At 77.3% G+C, this 15,970-nt stretch carries 14 protein-coding genes; 10 read left to right on the forward strand and 4 right to left on the reverse strand.

The window, feature by feature from the left end:
- Nucleotide 1: 1 nt before the first annotated feature.
- Nucleotides 2-799 carry an inositol monophosphatase family protein gene (locus G8D98_RS11820; protein ID WP_166103416.1) on the reverse strand — a complete coding sequence of 266 codons (798 nt, stop codon included), beginning with the start codon at nucleotides 797-799 and terminating at the stop codon, nucleotides 2-4.
- Between the two features lie 123 nt (nucleotides 800-922).
- On the opposite strand from G8D98_RS11820, the gene G8D98_RS11825 reads away from it, so the two are divergent.
- Genes G8D98_RS11825 through G8D98_RS11840 form a run of 4 tightly spaced genes read left to right on the forward strand, consistent with a single transcriptional unit; the run spans nucleotide 923 to nucleotide 5,751 of the window.
- A complete protein-coding gene (locus G8D98_RS11825; RefSeq protein WP_166103419.1) occupies nucleotides 923-1,927 on the forward strand; it encodes a DNA topoisomerase IB in 1,005 nt (334 codons plus the stop codon).
- A gap of 25 nt (nucleotides 1,928-1,952) precedes the next feature.
- Complete coding sequence (locus tag G8D98_RS11830) at nucleotides 1,953-3,851, forward strand: glycosyltransferase family 4 protein (protein ID WP_166103422.1); 1,899 nt, start codon at nucleotides 1,953-1,955, stop codon at nucleotides 3,849-3,851.
- Nucleotides 3,848-4,798 (forward strand): lysylphosphatidylglycerol synthase domain-containing protein, encoded by a 951-nt coding sequence (locus tag G8D98_RS11835; RefSeq protein WP_166103425.1) that lies wholly within the window; start codon nucleotides 3,848-3,850, stop codon nucleotides 4,796-4,798. The genes G8D98_RS11830 and G8D98_RS11835 overlap by 4 nt, the downstream gene beginning before the upstream one ends.
- A complete protein-coding gene (locus tag G8D98_RS11840; protein ID WP_166103428.1) occupies nucleotides 4,795-5,751 on the forward strand; it encodes a DNA-3-methyladenine glycosylase family protein in 957 nt (318 codons plus the stop codon). The genes G8D98_RS11835 and G8D98_RS11840 overlap by 4 nt, the downstream gene beginning before the upstream one ends.
- Here G8D98_RS11840 and G8D98_RS11845 read toward each other — a convergent pair.
- Complete coding sequence (locus G8D98_RS11845) at nucleotides 5,748-6,800, reverse strand: coenzyme F420-0:L-glutamate ligase (protein ID WP_166103431.1); 1,053 nt, start codon at nucleotides 6,798-6,800, stop codon at nucleotides 5,748-5,750. The genes G8D98_RS11840 and G8D98_RS11845 overlap by 4 nt on opposite strands.
- Nucleotides 6,801-6,805: 5 nt before the next feature.
- Complete coding sequence (cofD, locus tag G8D98_RS11850) at nucleotides 6,806-7,771, reverse strand: 2-phospho-L-lactate transferase (protein ID WP_166103434.1); 966 nt, start codon at nucleotides 7,769-7,771, stop codon at nucleotides 6,806-6,808.
- Nucleotides 7,772-8,003: 232 nt separating this feature from the next.
- On the opposite strand from cofD, the gene G8D98_RS11855 reads away from it, so the two are divergent.
- The 3 genes from G8D98_RS11855 to G8D98_RS11865 are packed head-to-tail and all read left to right on the forward strand — an operon-like array spanning nucleotide 8,004 to nucleotide 12,890.
- Nucleotides 8,004-8,252, forward strand: coding sequence for a WhiB family transcriptional regulator (locus G8D98_RS11855; protein ID WP_187566810.1), 249 nt, complete (start codon nucleotides 8,004-8,006; stop codon nucleotides 8,250-8,252).
- Between the two features lie 31 nt (nucleotides 8,253-8,283).
- Nucleotides 8,284-11,403: a glycosyltransferase gene (locus G8D98_RS11860; protein WP_166103459.1), complete on the forward strand. Its 3,120-nt coding sequence runs from the start codon at nucleotides 8,284-8,286 to the stop codon at nucleotides 11,401-11,403.
- Nucleotides 11,400-12,890, forward strand: coding sequence for a DUF5719 family protein (locus G8D98_RS11865; protein ID WP_166103462.1), 1,491 nt, complete (start codon nucleotides 11,400-11,402; stop codon nucleotides 12,888-12,890). Before G8D98_RS11860 ends, G8D98_RS11865 begins: the two co-directional genes overlap by 4 nt.
- Nucleotides 12,891-12,895: 5 nt before the next feature.
- On the opposite strand, the gene G8D98_RS11870 is transcribed toward G8D98_RS11865, so the two are convergent.
- Complete coding sequence (locus tag G8D98_RS11870) at nucleotides 12,896-13,312, reverse strand: metallopeptidase family protein (protein WP_229661761.1); 417 nt, start codon at nucleotides 13,310-13,312, stop codon at nucleotides 12,896-12,898.
- A 60-nt stretch (nucleotides 13,313-13,372) separates the two neighbouring features.
- On the opposite strand from G8D98_RS11870, the gene G8D98_RS11875 reads away from it, so the two are divergent.
- The 3 genes from G8D98_RS11875 to G8D98_RS11885 all read left to right on the forward strand — a co-directional run bounded on the left by G8D98_RS11875 (nucleotide 13,373) and on the right by G8D98_RS11885 (nucleotide 15,966).
- Nucleotides 13,373-13,744 carry a DUF3499 domain-containing protein gene (locus G8D98_RS11875; RefSeq protein WP_166103464.1) on the forward strand — a complete coding sequence of 124 codons (372 nt, stop codon included), beginning with the start codon at nucleotides 13,373-13,375 and terminating at the stop codon, nucleotides 13,742-13,744.
- 36 nt (nucleotides 13,745-13,780) lie between these two features.
- Entirely contained in the window at nucleotides 13,781-15,211 is a 1,431-nt protein-coding gene (locus G8D98_RS11880) for a phosphomannomutase/phosphoglucomutase (protein ID WP_166103466.1), read from the forward strand.
- A gap of 89 nt (nucleotides 15,212-15,300) precedes the next feature.
- Complete coding sequence (locus G8D98_RS11885) at nucleotides 15,301-15,966, forward strand: CHAP domain-containing protein (RefSeq protein WP_166103469.1); 666 nt, start codon at nucleotides 15,301-15,303, stop codon at nucleotides 15,964-15,966.
- The last annotated feature ends 4 nt before the right edge of the window (nucleotides 15,967-15,970 follow it).

Raw genomic sequence — 15,970 nt, forward strand, 5'->3', positions numbered from 1 at the left:
GTCAGCCGCGGACGAAGGCCTGGGCCGCCCGCCGCTGGACCCCGCCGCAGGTGGCGGCGTCGACCGCGACGACGAGCCCCGGGCGGGTCGAGCGCGGCGTGTACGGCGTGCCGTCGGGGTGGAGGACCGCACCCCCCGCCTCGGTGACGAGCAGGGTGCCCGGTGCGTGGTCCCACGGGTTGGAGCGCGAGTAGACGATGTAGTCGGTCTCGCCCTCGATGAGCTTGGGGTAGTCGACGCCGCAGCACACCCACGACAGCCGCATCGGGGCGAGGCCCTCGAGGGAGTGGCCGCGCAGCGACCACATCGAGGTGACCCCCTCGGGGGCCCGCCCCTCCGGCACCGGCGGGCAGGTCATCCGCTCGCCGTCGCGGTAGGTGCCGGCGCCGGCCTCGGCCACCCAGGTGTGCCCGTGCTCGGGCTGGTGCACCCAGGCCCGTACCGTGGCGCCGTCGACGACCTCGGCCACCATGACGGCGTGGTCGGGGGAGCCGTGGACGAAGTTCTTCGTGCCGTCCACGGGGTCGACGGTGAAGGCGTGCCCGGCCGCGAGGTAGCGCTCCATGAGGCCGTGGTCGGCGGCGAAGGCCTCCTCGCCGAGCACGACCGCGTCGGGGTAGGCCGCGAGCAGCCGCCGGGTGATGACCACCTCGGCCTCGTGGTCGGCGACGGTGACGAGGTCACCGGGGTTCTTCTCCATCACCTCGCCCTCGGAGAGCGAGCGGAAGCGCGGGGTGATGACCTCGGCGGCGACCTCGCGCAGGAGGTCGGTGACGGCGTCGGTCGACAGGGCGGGCATGGACCCAACGCTTCCACACCGGGGCCAGCGCTCCCAAACGATCCCCCGCGACGTGGCGGGAGAGGCGGGGGCCGAGGTGCGTCCTCGCAGGTCAGGAGGGCCACGACGGGCTAGGGTCGGCCCATGGCGAGGCTGCGGCGGGTGTCACCCCGGTCGGTGGGCTGGACCCGGCGGCGCAGTGGGCGGGGGTTCGCCTACCGCGACGCCACCGGCGCGCCGCTGGCCCCCGAGCAGGTCGCCCGGGTGCGCTCGCTCGCCATCCCGCCGGCGTGGCGGGACGTGTGGATCTGCCCGTACCCCAACGGCCACATCCAGGCCGTCGGCACCGACGCCGCCGGCCGGCGCCAGTACCTCTACCACCCGGCCTGGCGGGTCGCCCGCGACGAGCTGAAGTTCGACCGGGTCGCCGCCGCCGGCCGGCGCCTCGCCAAGGCCCGCGAGCGGATCGTCGAGGACCTCTCCGGCGAGGGGATGCCGCTCGCCCGGGCCGCCGCCACCGCGACCCGGCTGCTCGACCTGGGCTACTTCCGGATCGGGTCGGACGCCTACGCCGACGCCAACGGCTCCTTCGGGCTGACCACCCTCGAGCGCCGCCACGTGCGCCGGCGCGGGTCGGACCTGGTCTTCCGCTTCGTCGGCAAGTCCGGGGTCGAGCACGCGGTCACGATCAGCGACCCCCAGGTCATCGAGGCCCTGGAGCACATGCGCCGGCGCCGTGGCGGCTCGGCCCGGCTGCTCGCCTACCGGGAGAGCTCGCGCTGGGCGGACCTGCAGGCCGCGGCGGTCAACGAGTACATCTCCCAGATGGTCGCCGAGGACCTGACCGCCAAGGACTTCCGCACCTGGCACGCGACCGTGCTCGCCGCGGTGGCGCTCGCGCAGTCGCCGGAGCCGGGCGAGACGCTCGCCTCCCGCCGGCGCGCGGTCCGGGCCGCCGTGGAGGAGGTCGCCGCCTACCTCGGCAACACCCCGACCGTCGCCCGGGGCTCCTACATCGACCCGCGCGTCCTCGACCAGTACGAGGACGGCGTGACCATCGCGGCGACCCTGGCGCGTCGCTACCCCGACCCGGCCCGCCGGCAGGCGGCGGTGGAGAAGGCGGTCGCGCGGCTCGTCCGCGGTGCCTGAGCGGGCGCGTATAGGCTCGCGGGCGATGACCGAGCATCCGGTGGCGCAGGAGGGCTCCGAGGCGTCCCTGCGGATCGCGCTCGTCGGCCCCACCCACCCCTTCCCGGGTGGCGTCGCGGCGCACACGACGGTGCTCGCCCACGAGCTGGCGGCCGCCGGGCACGACGTCACCCTCGTCGCCTGGAGCCACCTGTCCCCGACGATGCTCTACCCCGGCGAGCAGGGCCTGCCGAGCGGAGCCCCCGAGGTCGACCCCTTCCCGCGCACCCTGCGTGTCCTCTCCTGGGCCCGCCCGGACACCTGGCTGCGGGCCGGGCGCCGGCTACGCGACGTCGACGTCGTCGTCCTCGTGCACGTCGTCCCCGTCCTCGTCCCCGCCCACCTCGCCCTGCTGCGGGCGGCCGGCGCCGCGCGCGAGGGCAGAGCGCCGCGCGTCGTCGTCATCGCGCACAACGTCCTGCCGCACGAGCCCCACCCGGGCGACCGCCGGCTCGTCTCCTCCCTGCTGCGCCGGGCCGACGCGGTCCTCGTGCACACCGACGAGCAGGCCCGGCTCGCGACCGACGTCGGCGCCTCCCGGGTGCGCGAGGTCGACCTGCCCCCGCACCTGCCGGGAGGGCCGCCGGAGCGACGCCCGCCGCACGACGGGCCGGTCCGGCTGCTCTCGTTCGGCATCGTGCGCGGCTACAAGGGGCTCGCTGCGCTGCTCGAGGCGCTGCGCGAGGTCGAGGGGCTGACGCTGACCGTCGCCGGTGAGCTGTGGGGCGAGGCGGGACGCCGGGTGCGCGAGCTCGCCGCCGACCCGCGCCTGCGCGGCCGGGTCGAGGTGCACGGCGGCTACGTGCCCGCCGACCGGGTGGCCGGGCTCATGGCCCGGCACGACGTCGTCGTCCTCACCTACCGGTCGGGGACCGCCTCGCAGAACGTCGTCCTGGCCCACCGGCACGGCCGGCCGGTGCTCGCGAGCACCGTCGGGAGCTTCCCGGCCCAGGTGCGTGACGGCGTCGACGGGCTGCTCGTCCCGCCCGGGGACCACGACGCGCTCGTCGCGGCCCTGCGCCGGCTCGCCGACCCCGACACCGTCCGGGCGCTCGCCGACGGGGTGCGTCCCCCGGACCTGTCCGGGCCGTGGGCCAACTACGTCGGGGCGCTCGAGGCGCTCTCGGCCGACCCGGTCATGGTCGAGCCGGTGGCCCCCGTCACGGCCGTGCCCCTCGGGGCGCTCGCCCGGGCCCGGACCGCCGTCGCGGGGCTGCGGGCCCGACGGGGCCCGGTCCTGGACCTCGGGCCGCAGGACCTGCCCGAGGAGGTGCGGGCGACCGACCTGCTGAGCGTCGACGCCGAGGCGCTCGCGGCGGCCGAGACCGCGCGCTCCCTCGGCCTGCCGCGGGCGAAGGACCCCGTGGCCGCGTGGGCGGCGCTCGGTGCGGTCGCCGCGCTCGTGCGGGTCCTCGACGACCGCTCCCGCTCGGCGGTGCTCGTCGACGAGTCGGGTGGGGGCAGCCCGTTCTCGCGCTGGGTGCGGGCCCTGGGCTTCGCGCCCGTCGAGCTCGAGCTGACCGGCCGCCGGGCGGCCATCGAGGTCCTCGACGTCGACACCGCGAGCCTCGACGTCGTCGCGCGGCTGCATCCGGGAGGCTGCACCGCGAGCGACGTCGACCACGTCGTCGGGCAGGCGTCGTGGGCCCTGCGCTCGGGCGGCCTGCTCGTCCTCACCGTCCCCATCGGCGACGACGACCCGGACTTCGCCGTGCGACCGGCCGACGTGCGCGGCATCCTCGCCCGCGCCGACGACCTCGGGCTCACCCTCGTCGGTGACGTCGACGGCGACGTGCTCTCCCGGATGCGCGAGGCGCGCAGCTCCTTCGGGGGCGGCGACAGCCCGGCGTACGCCGTCCTGCGGCTCACCTTCCGGTGCCGGTGAGCGGGTCGGCGACCCCGAGGACCCGGCTGCTGACGGCCGCCCGCTACGGCCTGCTCGCGCTCGTCCTCGTCGCGGTCCTGGCCGCCCTGGCGCGCAACTGGGACCAGGTCTCCGCCGAGCTCGCCCGCCTGGGCTGGCCCGTGCTCGGGCTCTCGCTGCTCCTGGCCACCCTGGCCCCGGTGCTCACCCTCCTCGGCTGGCGCCGCATCCTCGCCGAGCTCGGGAGCGACCTGCACCGGGCACCGGCGGCGAGCGTCTTCTTCGTCGGCCAGCTCGGCAAGTACGTGCCCGGCTCGGTGTGGAGCGTGCTCGCCCAGGCGGAGATGGGGGTGCGCCTCGGGGTCCCGCGGCGGCGGATGGCGGTGACCAGCCTGGTGTCGATCGTCCTCGCCGCCCTGTGCGGCGGCCTCGTCGGCGTCGTGGCCCTACCGCGACTGCTCTCCCGGGGGCACACCGGCGCCACCGGGTGGGTCCTCGCCGGAGCGCTCGCGCTCGGTGCGGTCCTGCTGTGGCCACCGCTGCTCAACGGGCTCGTCGAGCGCGGGCTCCGGCTCCTGCGCCGGCCACCCCTGGAGCACGGCCTCGGCGCCGGGGCGGTGCTGGAGACGGTCGGCTGGTTCACCGCGGCATGGCTGTGCGCGGGGGTGGGGGTCGCCGTGCTCGTGCACGAGCTGGCGCCGGCGGCGTCCCTGCTCGACCTCGTCGTCGTCGGCGTGTGCGGGTTCGCGCTCGCCTCCGCCGTCGGACAGGTCTCGGTCGTGCTGCCGGCGGGGCTCGGGGTGCGTGACGGCGTCCTCGCCCTGCTCCTCGTGACCGTCATGCCCGCCTCCGCCGCGGCCGCGGTGGTCGTCGTCGCCCGGTTCCTCACCGTCGTGGCCGACCTCGTCGTCGCCGGCGGCGGATGGGCCTGGGGGCGTCGGCACCACCTCCTAGGCTCGGGGAGATGAGCGGGCGAGGAGCACAGGTGCCGGCAGGTGGTGAGGCCCGCGTCGTGCGGGCCCGCCGGCCGGTGCCCCTCGGCGCCGTCGTCGGGGTCTTCCGTCGTGGTGGGGGCGACCCGACGAGCCGGCGGGAGGCCGGAGGCTGGTGGTTCGCGTGGCGCACCCCGCAGGGCCCGGTCACCCTGTGCCTGCGCCAGCAGGTGACGGCGGCGCAGGAGGTGACCGCGCGCGCCTGGGGCGAGGGCGCGGGGTGGATGCTCGCGCAGGTGCCCGCGCTGCTCGGCGAGGACGACGACTGCTCCGGGTTCGAGCCCGCCGGCCACCGGGTGCTCGCCGAGGAGTGGCGCCGGCACGCGGGCTGGCGGGTGCCCCGCTCCGGGCTCGTCGTCCAGAACCTCGTCGCGTCGGTCATCGAGCAGCGGGTCACCGGCGCGGAGGCCTTCGCCGGGTACCGGCGGCTCGTCCGCCGCTTCGGCGAGCCGGCGCCCGGGCCGGGGGAGGGGCTCGGGCTCACGGTGCCCCCGGCCCCGTCGGCCTGGGCGGCCATCCCGTCCTGGGAGTGGCTCGCCGCCGGTGTCGATCCCGGCCGGGCCCGCACCGTCGCGACCCTCGCCCGGTACGCCGGGCGGCTCGAGGAGTGCACCCGGCTGCCCGCCGACCTCGCCCGCTCCCGCGTCACGGCCCTGCCCGGGGTGGGGCACTGGACCTGGGCCGAGGTCGCGCAGCGGGCGCTCGGGCTCCCGGACGAGGTGAGCTTCGGGGACTACCACGTCGCCAAGGACATCGGCTGGGCGCTCACCGGCAGGCCGGTCGACGACGACGGGCTCGCCGTGCTCCTCGAGCCGTGGGCCGGCCACCGCTACCGGGTGCAGCGGCTCCTCGAGCTCGGCGGGCACCACCGACCGCGGCGCGGCCCGCGGATGCCGGTCCCGGCGCACCTGCCGGTCCGGGCACGCTAGGCGAGGCGCAGGCCCACCGACCCGCCCCGGCGCTCGAGCCCGGAGGCCGTCAGCTCCTCGGCGTGGGCGGCCACCTCGACCCGGGCGACGAGCCGCCCGAGCTCGTAGGGGTCGGCCGCGGCCACGACGAGCTCGGCATGGGTCGCCGTGAGCGCCACGTCGACCGAACCGTCGGGCACCGCGTGCAGGGCGAGCGCGACCACCCGGCCCACCCGGGCGGCGAGCGGCTCGGGCCCGACCGAGGCGACGCCGACCTCCTCCGACGCCGGCGACCCCGGCAGCACCCCGAGCGCGGCGCGCACCGCCTCGAGGTGCCCGCGGGCGAACCAGTCGCCGGCCCCGGTGCGCACGAGCCGGGCGGCGCCCTCGGCGTCCGGGTCGAACCAGCCCCCGGGCAGGCCGCGCACGAGCGCCGCGGGGACGCCGTCGGCCTTGCCCTTGGCCAGGTCGGCGCTCGCCGCGATCTCGTCGGCGAGCGCCCGTGCGGTGACGGCGAGCGGTCGACCGTCGTGGTCCACGCCGCCGCGCAGGTCGTCGAGCACGCGCACGCCGGCCGCGCCGAGGGCGAAGTCGGTCTGCCCCGCGCGCCAGGGGCGCCCGGCGGTGTCGGTGAGGACCACCGCGACGGGCGCGTCCGCACGCAGGCCGCTCGCGGCGAGCAGCGCCCGGCGCAGGCGCGCGGCCTCGGCGTCCGGGTCGCGCGGCAGAAGGAGGACGGACCCGGTGGGTCCGGTGTTCGAGGCGTCCACGCCCGCGGCCGCCATGACCGGCCCGGCGGCGGCCTCGACGACCCGGGTCACGCCCGAGGCGCTCGCCCGCTCCGCGACCACCCGGCGCGTGTGTACGGCCACGGCCGCGGCCCGCTCGCCCGACCAGGTGAGCCCGAGGGCCTTGGAGACCACCTTGCTCGAGACGGCGAGACAGTCACCGGGGTGCAGCCCCGGGCCGCGCACCAGCGCCTCGGCGAGCAGGCCGGCGAGGTCGGCGCCGGGGTGCACCTCGGGCACGCCGGTGAGCCCGTGGACCTCGAGACGGGGCGCCGGTCCCACCGCGCTCACCCCTCGGCGAGGCGGAGGGCGTGCGCGGCGATCCGGCCCGCCGCGGCCACGTCGGACATCAGGAGCGGCTCGTCGTGGACCGCGACGCGGGCGCGAGGCAGGGTCGTGTCGGCGTCGGCGGCGTCGACGAGCCAGGCGTCGAGGAGGTCCTCGTAGAGCCCGGCGACGCCGGCGGCGCTCTCCGGGACGCCGATGGCGCGCAGGCAGGCGTCCGCGTGCCCGCGCACGGGCCGTCCGGAGATCAGGGGGGAGACCCCGACCACGGGAGCCGCCGTCTCGCGCAGGGCCTCGCGCACGCCGGGGACACCGAGGACGATGCCCACCGAGACGACCGGGTTGCTCGGCGGCAGGAGGACCACGTCGGCGTCCCGGACGGCCTCGAGGACCCCCGGGGCGGGCGCGGCCCGGTCGAGCCCGGCGACGACGAAGCGGTGGGCGGGGAGGCTGGCCCCGTGCCGGACCCACCACTCCTGGAAGTGGATGGCCGCTTCCCTCTCGCCGTCGGCGACGACGACGTGGGTCTCGACGGGGTCGTCGGTCATCGGCAGCAGGGTGATCCGCCGCTCCGGCAGCCCCCACCGGCCCGCGAGCCGCGCCGTGACCTGCGAGGGCGTGAGCCCCTGGCCGAGCCACTGCGAGCGGATGATGTGGGTCCCGAGGTCGCGGTCGCCGAGGGTGAACCACTGCGGCAGGGCCCCGTAGGCGGCCAGCTCGGCCTGGACGCGGTGGGTCTCCTCGGCGCGCCCCCATCCCTGCTGCTCCTCGACGCCGCCGCCGAGGGTGTACAGGAGGGTGTCGACGTCGGGGGAGACCCGCAGCCCGAAGAGGGTGATGTCGTCGCCGGTGTTCGCGACGACCGTGACCTCGGCCTCGCCGAGCCCGGGCGTCGCGTCGAGGTGGTGTCGCAGGCCCCGGACGAACCGGGCGCCACCGACACCGCCGGCGAGGGCGGTGATGCGCATGCGGTCCATCCTTGCAGTCGCGCGCCCGGCCTCGGCGCCCCGTCCCACCGGGCCGCGACACGCCGGGGACCGGGGGCGACGCGCCGCGAAATCGGGCCGATAACACCGAACGGCTTGACGTGCGCGGCATGACACGCGTGTAATTCCATGCATGTACTCCGGAGGGACCGCCCGGGGTGCACGGGTCGAGGTCGAGGAGGAAGCGATGCACGAGCTCTTTCTGGTCGAGGGAATGCTGGGCAGTGCCGAGCCCGAGGAGGGGGCGCTCGCCTGGCAGGAGCGCTCGCTGTGCGCGCAGACCGACCCCGAGGCGTTCTTCCCCGAGAAGGGCGGCTCGACCCGGGAGGCGAAGAAGGTGTGCGTCTCCTGCGAGGTGCGCTCGGAGTGCCTCGAGTACGCCCTGGCCAACGACGAGCGCTTCGGCATCTGGGGCGGGCTGTCCGAGCGCGAGCGTCGCAAGCTGAAGAAGCGCGCCGTCTGAGGGGGGCACCCCTCGTGCCTGGCACCCCCGGATGACGCTCGCCCCGCCGCGCCCCGCCGACGCCGCACCGGTTCCCGCCGGCGGCGTCGCTGCCCCCACCGTCACGGCCTTCGTCGTGACCCACCGCGACCCGAGCGGCCTGGCCGCCCTCCTCGCAGCGGTCCGCGCCCAGACCCAGCGCCCCGATGCCGTGGTCGTCCTCGACCGCACCGGTGGCTCCGCGGTGCCCGCCGCGGACGGCGAGGACACCGTCACCGTGGCGGACGTCCTCGAGGACGTGCGGGCGCACGACCTGCCCGTGACGGCGCTGGCCGTCCCGCCCCGCGTGCCGGTCCGGCGGGCCCTGCACCGGGCGGTCGCCGAGCTCGAGCCCGTCGGGGGCGGGCCGGCGCTGGCCTGGTTCCTGCCCGTCGGCACCCAACCCGAGCCGGACGCGCTCGTGCGCCTCGTCGACGCGTGGCGGCGCTCACCCTCGACCGGCATCGTCGGGCCCAAGCACGTCGACCTCGACAACCCGACGCGGCTGCGCGCCCTCTCGATCCGGACCACGCGAGGCGGCCGGCTGCTCGCCCGGCCCGGTGCGGGAGAACCCGACCAGGGGCAGTACGACGCGGTGACCGACGTCCTCGCGGTCCCTCTCGCCGGCTCGCTTCTCGAGCGCGACCTCCTCCTGCGGCTGCGTGGCTGGGAGAGCTCCTTCGGCGACGTCGGCGCCGACCTCGACCTCGGCTGGCGGGCCCAGCTGAGCGGACGCCGGGTCGTCGTCGTGCCCCGCTCGCGGGTGCGCTCGGGCCCGGGGGCGGCCGTGACGTCGGCGACGACGTCGGCGCGGCGCCGGGCGGCCCGTCGGGTGGCCCTCGCCCGCGCCCCGTGGTGGTCGGGGCCCTTCCTCGCCCTGTGGATCGCCGTGACGTCGGTGGTCGCCGCCGTCGGCCTCCTCCTGCTCAAGCGGCCCCGCAGCGCGTGGGCCGAGCTGACGGCCCTCACCTCGCTCGACCCGGTGCGCGGCTGGCGTGCCCGGTGGCGCACGCGGCACCGGGCGGCGGTCCGCCGCCGCGACCTCGGGTCGGTCTTCGAGCCTCGGCGCGCCGTCCTCACCTCGTGGGGAGACGCCGTCCACCACGCCCTCGTCCCGCCGCAGGCCCCGATCGGCGACGCCACGGCCGACCTCAACCCGCGCTCGTGGGTCGTCAAGGTGGTCCGGCACCCCGGCGTCCTCGCGGTGGTCTCCGCCCTCGGCGTCGCCGCCGTGGCCGGCCGCGACCTCGGCCTGGGCGTCCTCACCGGTCTCGGGTCGGGGCTGACCGGGGGCGAGCTGGTCGGCGCGCGCACCGACGCGGCAGGGCTCTGGCACGGCTGGCGCGACGGCTGGACCGGCCCGGGCCTCGGCGGCCCCGAGCAGAGCGGCCCCTGGAGCGCCCTGCTCGCGGCTCCCACCTGGGTGCTCGAGCACCTCCCGCTCGTGCCGTCGGCCGGTTCGCCCGCCGGTCTCGTCGTCGGCCTCCTCGTCGTCCTCGCCATGCCCCTCGGGGCGCTCAGCGCCTACCTCGCCCTGCGGGTCGTCAGCCGGCGCCGGTGGCTGCGGGCCCTCGCGGCGTTCGGGTGGGCGGTCAGCGGCCCCGCCGCGGCCGCCGTCGCCCAGGGTCGCCTCGGTGCCGTCCTCGCCCTCGTCCTGCTGCCCGCGGTCGCTGCCGGCCTGTGGCTCCTGGCCACCGGGCGCTCGACGGCGACGAGCGTGTTCGCCTCGGCGCTGGCGCTCGTCGTCCTCGGGGCGTTCGCCCCGGTGCTCGGCGCCCTCGGCGTGGTGCTCGCCCTCGGCCTCGCGCTCGTGCGGCGCGGTGGGCGCGTGCACGCCCTCCTGCTCGCCGGCGTCCCCGTGGCGGTCCTGCTGCCCTGGGTGCTGCGGGCGGGAGCCACCTCCTGGCCCTCGCTCGTCGCGGGGGTCGGCCTGGCCGACTGGGGCGGCAGCGCCCCGCAGCCCTGGCGGGTCGCCCTCCTGGACGCCGGCGGCGCCGGGACCCCGCTCGTGTGGACCACGGCACCGCTCGCGGCCGCGGGGGTCCTCGCGCTGGCCCGTGGCTGGTCCTGGCGCGGCGCCTCCGCCGCCCTCGGGGCCCTCGTCCCGCTCCTGCTGGCGCTCGCCCTGGCGGCGCCGCGGCTGCGGCTCGGCACGGTGCCGGCCGGCGTCGCGAACGCCGGCGAACCGGTCACCCCGTGGGTGGGCACGCTCCTGCTGCCGCTCGTCCTCGTCCTCGTCCTCGCCCTCGTCCACGGGCTCGACGCCGTGCGTCCCGGCTCGCTCACCGGGCGGGCCCGGCTCGGCGCCCGGGGCCTCCTGGTCACCGGGGTCGCCGCCGTGCTCGCGGGCGCCGCCGGGGTGGCGGCCCAGGGCATCGGCGGCCTGCTCGAGCCCTGGCACGACCCGCGCCCCGCGGTGGCCGTGGACCAGGCCGAGGGAGCCTTCGCCACCCGCAGCCTGTTCGTCGTCCCCGGCGAGCGCGGTGCCGGGTACCGGTTCGTCGGGCGCGAGGACTCCGTGCTCGTGCGCTCCCTGCCCGAGACGCGCGAGGCCGACGCCGCGGTGGCCTCGGACGTCACCGGCCTGCTCGCGGCGGTGCCGGGCAGCGAGGACCTCGTGGCGGCGACGGCCGCCGACCTGCTCGCCATCCGCGGCGAGCAGGTACCCGAGGTCGTCCGCCGGCTCGACGCCACGGACGGGCTGCAGCGGATCAGCCCGCGGGGCGGCTGGCAGACCTGGCGGCTGAGCCCCACCGACTCCGACTCCGAGGCGCTCGTCGCCTCCCCCCGGCTGCGGCTGGTCACCGCCGACGAGACCAGCCTCGTCGTGGCGACGGGCGCGCACGGTGCCACCGACACCCGGGTCGACGCACCCCGGGGTGCCCGGCTCGTCGTGGCCGAGCCCCGGGCGTGGGCCGAGCACGCCGTCGTCACGGCCGACGGCCGCGCACTGCGCCCGGTGGCCGACGCGCAGTCGCCGACGTACGACCTGCCGACCGGCTCGGTCCACCTCACGGTCGAGCTGCCCGACCCGGACCTGTGGTGGCACCGCTGGCAGCTGTTCGCCGTGGCCGTGCTCGCCTTCCTCGCCGTGCCCTTCGGCCGGCGCGAGACCCGGGTGGTGGGCCGATGAGCCGCCTGCCGCGTCTGGCCGCGCTGGGCCGGGTCCGCCCCGCGCTGCCCGGTGCGACCCGTGTCCTCGCCGTCGCCGGGGTGTCCGCCGCCCTCGTCTGGGGGGCGGGCAGCGCCGCGGGCAGCCTCGACCTCGCCGCGGTCAGCGGCGTCACCGAGGCCCCGGTGGCTCCGGAGAGCCTCGCGACGAGCATCGACGCGATGTGCCCCGGGGACGAGCTGAGCGGCATCGACGGTGTCGAGGACACCGCGGTCACCGGGAGGGTCGCCGCGGCCACCGGTCCGCAGGACCTCCTGCCGGTGCCCGCCTCCGGCTCGGGCAGCGCGGCCGTCCAGGACGGCTCGACCACCCTGGCCCAGCTCGCCGGGCGCCCGGACGCCGCCGGGGCCGACCTGCCCGGTAGCGGGCCGGTCGCGCTGCGGGCGGTGGGCACGCTCGCTCCGGCGGTGGTCGCCGCGCAGGAGTGGCTGAGCACGAGCGCCGACCTGCGTGGGCTCGTGACGACACCGTGCCGCACCGCGGGCTCGGACCTGTGGCTGCTCGGGGGCGGCTCCGGGGCCGGGCGCCAGGAGCGGCTCGTCCTGCTCAACCCGGGCGGGAACCCGGTGACCGCGGACATCACGGTCCACGGGGCGCAGGGACAGGTCGGCACCCCGCGGACCGAGACCGTCCCGCCGGGCGGGCGGGTCGCGGTCCTCCTCGACGCGATGGCGCCGGACGAGGCCGCGCCCGCGGTCCACGTCGTCGCCGACGGGGGAGGCCTGCACGCCACCCTCACCGACACCTGGCTCGACGGCAGCACCGCGCGCGGCGCCGAGACCGTCGTCCCGGCGGCCGACCCGGGGACCGTCCAGGTCGTCCCCGCGGCCGTCCTGGGCGGGGGAGCCACGCTGCGCGTGGCCGCGCCGGGGGCGGACGAGGCGGTCACCAGCGTGACCCTGCTCGGGCGCACCGGGGAGGTCACGACGAGCGCCGACACCGTCCTCACCGTTCCCGCCGACGGGGTCGGCGAGCTGACCCTGCCGTCGGTGCCGGCCGGCACCTACACCGTCCTCGTGCGCTCCGACGTCCCCGTCGTCGCCGGGGTCGTCACCCGGGTCGGGGCCGACTCCGGGCCGGGCGACCTCGGCTGGGCGGTCTCCGCGGCGGCGGTCGAGGAGGTCGCCGGCACGGCGCTCCCGGGCACGCCGGGGGTCACCCGCACCCTGCACCTCGTGAGCACCGGTGGGGCGGTGACCGCCGAGGTCACCGTCGTCGTCGACGGTGAGCCCCGGACCCGCACGGTGAGCCTGCTCGCCGGCCGGCCGGCCGACGTCGACCTCGCCGGGGCCGGTGCCGTCTGGGTCGAGCGGGGCAGCGGCTCCGGTGACCTGCGCGGCGGTGTCGTCTCCACCGTGGGCGAGGGCGCGCAGGCCCTGCTGTCCGAGGTCCCGCTCGACCCGGTCGAGGTCAGCTCACCGGTGAGTCGGGCCTTCCCGCTGCCCTAACCGGCTCAGCCGTCGGGGTCGGCGTCCGGGTCGAGCTCGTGGGCGGGCACGCCGAGGAGCGCCGCCACCTGCTCGGTGACGACCTCCTGGACGATCTGCGCGAGGTCCTGCTCGTCGTGCGCCCGCGCCTCGACGGGCCGGCGGTAGACGACGACCCGGTCGGGGTGGGCGGCGTCGGCCCGCAGCAGCCGCCCGAGCGGGGCGACCTGCTCCTCCCACGGCGCGGGGTCGGTCGGAGGGACCTCCTGGACCGCGAACTGCGTCGCGCCGTAGCGGACCCCGAGGTGCTCGCGCAGCCGGTCGGCGGCGTCGAGGACGAGGTCGTCGAACCGCTCGCGCCGGCTGCTCATCACCGGCAGCGGGGGCCAGGCGAGGGGTCCTCGGCGGCCCCGGTCGCGACGGTCACGGTGGGGGACGGGCACGGCGTCGATGCTACGGCGTGCCTGCGCCCGGGTGTCGCCGCCGGCCCCTAGAGTCACGGTGTGAACCTGGCGCGCAAGTGTACGAAGACCGGCTGCCGGCAGCCTGCCGTCGCGACGCTCACGTACGCCTACTCGGACCGGGCGGCCGTCCTCGGCCCCCTGGCCACCTACGCGGAGCCGCACACCTACGACCTGTGCGCCGAGCACGCGACCCGGCTGACCGCCCCGCGCGGGTGGGAGGTGGTCCGCCTCGCGGTCGACTACCCCGAGCCGCAGCCGAGCTCCGATGACCTGCTCGCCCTCGCCGACGCGGTCCGTGAGGCCGGCCGGCCCCGCCCGGCGGCCCCCGGGCCCACGCCGGGGGAGCCCCTGGCCGGTGAGGTCGCCCGCCGGGGCCACCTGCGCGTCCTGCGCGGCAGCGCGGAGGCCTGACCCGGCCCGGGTGACGCTCGCGTACGCTCGGGGGTCGTGACCCACCGCTCCCTCGCCGACGTCGTCAAGGCCTACGACGTGCGCGGCATCGTCCCCGACCAGCTCGACGAGGAGGTCGCCCGCGCGCTCGGGGCGGCCTTCGCCGAGGTGGTCCTGCTGCCCGAGGGTGCCGACGGGGCGCTCGTCGGGCACGACATGCGCGAGAGTGGCCCGGCCCTGGTCGAGGCGTTCGGCCACGGGGTGCGCAGCCGCGGGCTCGAGGTCACCGTCATCGGACTGTGCAGCACCGACGGCCTGTACTACGCCAGCGGCGACCTGGGCCTGCCCGGGGCGATGTTCACGGCGAGCCACAACCCGGCCCGGTACAACGGCGTCAAGCTGTGCCGCGGCGGGGCGGCTCCGGTGGGCCGCGACAGCGGGCTCACGGCGATCCGTGAGCTCGCCGAGCGGATGCTCGCAGGCGAGGTGTCCGACCCCGACGTGCGCACCGGTGCCCGCGGGGAGCGTGACCTCCTGCCGGACTACGCCGCCTTCCTGCGTGGCCTCGTCGACCTCTCCGGCATCCGTCCCCTGCGGGTCGTCGTCGACGCCGGCAACGGGATGGCCGGGCTGACCGTGCCGGCCGTGCTCGAGGACGCCGCGGGCCTGGCGCCGCTGCCGCTGAGCGTCGAGCGGCTCTACTTCGAGCTCGACGGCACCTTCCCGCACCACGAGGCCAACCCCCTGGAGCCGGAGAACCTGCGCGACCTGCAGGCCGCGGTCCGGGCCCACGGGGCCGACCTCGGCCTGGCCTTCGACGGCGACGCCGACCGCTGCTTCGTCGTCGACGAGCGGGGGGAGCCGGTCTCCCCGAGCGCGATCACCGCCCTCATCGCACGGCGCGAGGTGGCCCGGGCGGTCGCCGAGGGGGCGACACCCGGCGACATCGCCGTCGTGCACAACCTCATCTGCTCGGCCCAGGTGCCGCAGGTCGTCACGGCCGCGGGGGCGCGCCCGGTCCGCACGCGCGTCGGCCACTCCTTCGTCAAGGCGGAGATGGCGCGCAACGCGGCGGTGTTCGGTGGCGAGCACAGTGCCCACTACTACTTCCGCGACTTCTGGTACGCCGACACCGGCATGCTCGCCGCCATGCACGTCCTCGCCGCCCTCGGGGAGCAGGACGGGCCGCTCAGCGCACTCATGGCCGACCTCTCGCGCTACCACGCCTCCGGCGAGGTCAACTCGACCGTGGCCGACGTCGAGGGGGCCACCGAGGCGGTCCTGGCCTGGGGACGGGAGCAGGGGGCCGACGTGGACCGGCTCGACGGGCTGACGCTGCGCCGTGCCGGTGCCGGCGAGGAGGCGATGTGGTGGCTCAACGTGCGTCCCTCGAACACCGAGCCGGTGCTGCGCCTCAACGTCGAGTCCGACGACGCGGGCACCATGGCCCGGGTCCGCGACACCGTCCTGGACATCATCCGGCGCTGAGCGCGCAGCGAGGTCGCAGCGGCGGCGCAGCGCCCGCCGGCAGGCTCGGGCGGGCCAGGTACCACCTCGAGGCCCACCGGGAGGCCGCCGTGACCCACCGCCCCGCCATCGTCCTCGGCAGCGCCGTGCTGCTGGCCGGCCTGTCCGCGCTCCCCGCGGCCGCCGACCCGCTGCCCAGCACCGACGGGCTGAGCGCCCTACGCCAGGACACCGTGACCCGCGCCGACGCGGCGCTGAACAACCCCCGCAAGTTCAAGCTCGCCGGCTCCGAGACGGTCTACCTGAGCACGGTCAAGGCGGCCCAGAACCGCAACGTCCTCGAGCGCAACGGCAGCAACGCCAACCGGAACGTCTACAACCACTACAACGGCAACTCGTGGTGCGGCTCGTTCGTCGCCGCGATGTGGACCGGTCACACGATGCCGAACGCCGCGAGCTACCCGAGGATCCCGAGCAGCTACGAGAGCTCGCAGGCGTGGGCGACCGACCCCAAGGTCGCCGACCTGTTCCACCCGTTCACCGGCGCCGACCAGAAGCTCCCGGCGCCGGGCGACGTGCTCGTGTGGAAGGACGACGACTCCTCGTGGACCGGCCACGTCGGGCTCGTGGTCAAGGTCCGGGCGAGCACGCGCCGGGTGGTCACCGTCGAGGGCAACGTCGACGGCGACGAGATCGCCAAGAAGGTGTACACGTGGGGAGCCAAGGGCCCGCAGCGGGCGGGCAAGACCTTCCGGGGCTACACCTCGCGGCAGTGACCCC

The sequence above is a fragment of the Phycicoccus endophyticus genome (genome assembly GCF_011326735.1).
Lineage (GTDB): Bacteria > Actinomycetota > Actinomycetes > Actinomycetales > Dermatophilaceae > Phycicoccus > Phycicoccus endophyticus.

Coding starts and splice junctions, on each gene's coding strand:
- G8D98_RS11820 (WP_166103416.1), bottom strand. CDS start 799: ATGCCCGCCCTGTCGACCGACGCCGTCACCGACCTCCTGCGCGAGGTC.
- G8D98_RS11825 (WP_166103419.1), top strand. CDS start 923: ATGGCGAGGCTGCGGCGGGTGTCACCCCGGTCGGTGGGCTGGACCCGG.
- G8D98_RS11830 (WP_166103422.1), top strand. CDS start 1,953: ATGACCGAGCATCCGGTGGCGCAGGAGGGCTCCGAGGCGTCCCTGCGG.
- G8D98_RS11840 (WP_166103428.1), top strand. CDS start 4,795: ATGAGCGGGCGAGGAGCACAGGTGCCGGCAGGTGGTGAGGCCCGCGTC.
- cofD (WP_166103434.1), bottom strand. CDS start 7,771: ATGCGCATCACCGCCCTCGCCGGCGGTGTCGGTGGCGCCCGGTTCGTC.
- G8D98_RS11855 (WP_187566810.1), top strand. CDS start 8,004: ATGCTGGGCAGTGCCGAGCCCGAGGAGGGGGCGCTCGCCTGGCAGGAG.
- G8D98_RS11860 (WP_166103459.1), top strand. CDS start 8,284: ATGACGCTCGCCCCGCCGCGCCCCGCCGACGCCGCACCGGTTCCCGCC.
- G8D98_RS11865 (WP_166103462.1), top strand. CDS start 11,400: ATGAGCCGCCTGCCGCGTCTGGCCGCGCTGGGCCGGGTCCGCCCCGCG.